This window comes from Xenorhabdus sp. NBAII XenSa04, assembly GCF_963866145.1.
Classification (GTDB): Bacteria; Pseudomonadota; Gammaproteobacteria; order Enterobacterales; family Enterobacteriaceae; genus Xenorhabdus; species Xenorhabdus indica.
Genome location: NZ_CAWMEB010000234.1, coordinates 1 through 299, shown reverse-complemented (window position 1 = coordinate 299; position 299 = coordinate 1). Strand labels below are relative to the sequence as shown.

At 53.8% G+C, this 299-nt stretch carries 1 pseudogene; it reads left to right on the top strand.

Features of this window, described 5'->3' with window-relative positions:
* Positions 1–299: pseudogene (locus AAC147_RS09250) on the top strand (type IV conjugative transfer system coupling protein TraD); the annotation flags it as partial.

Below are 299 nucleotides of genomic sequence, written 5' to 3'. Positions count from 1 at the left end.
CTGGATGCGTTATCTGACAGCGATGTGGCTTCGGCAGTGGGCAACAGCATGTTTGCCGATTTGGTCAGTGTGGCCGGGCAGATTTATAAGTACGGTATGAATGCGGGGTTGCCGGTGCGTCAGGACGGAAAACTGGCGATTAACCTGCATTGTGACGAATTCAATGAGCTGATGGGGGATGAATTTATCCCGTTGATCAACAAAGGCGGCGGTGCGGGCATGCAGGTTACCGCCTATACACAAACTTCATCGGATATTGAGGCCCGTATCGGCAGCCCGGCCAAAACGGCGCAGGTGAT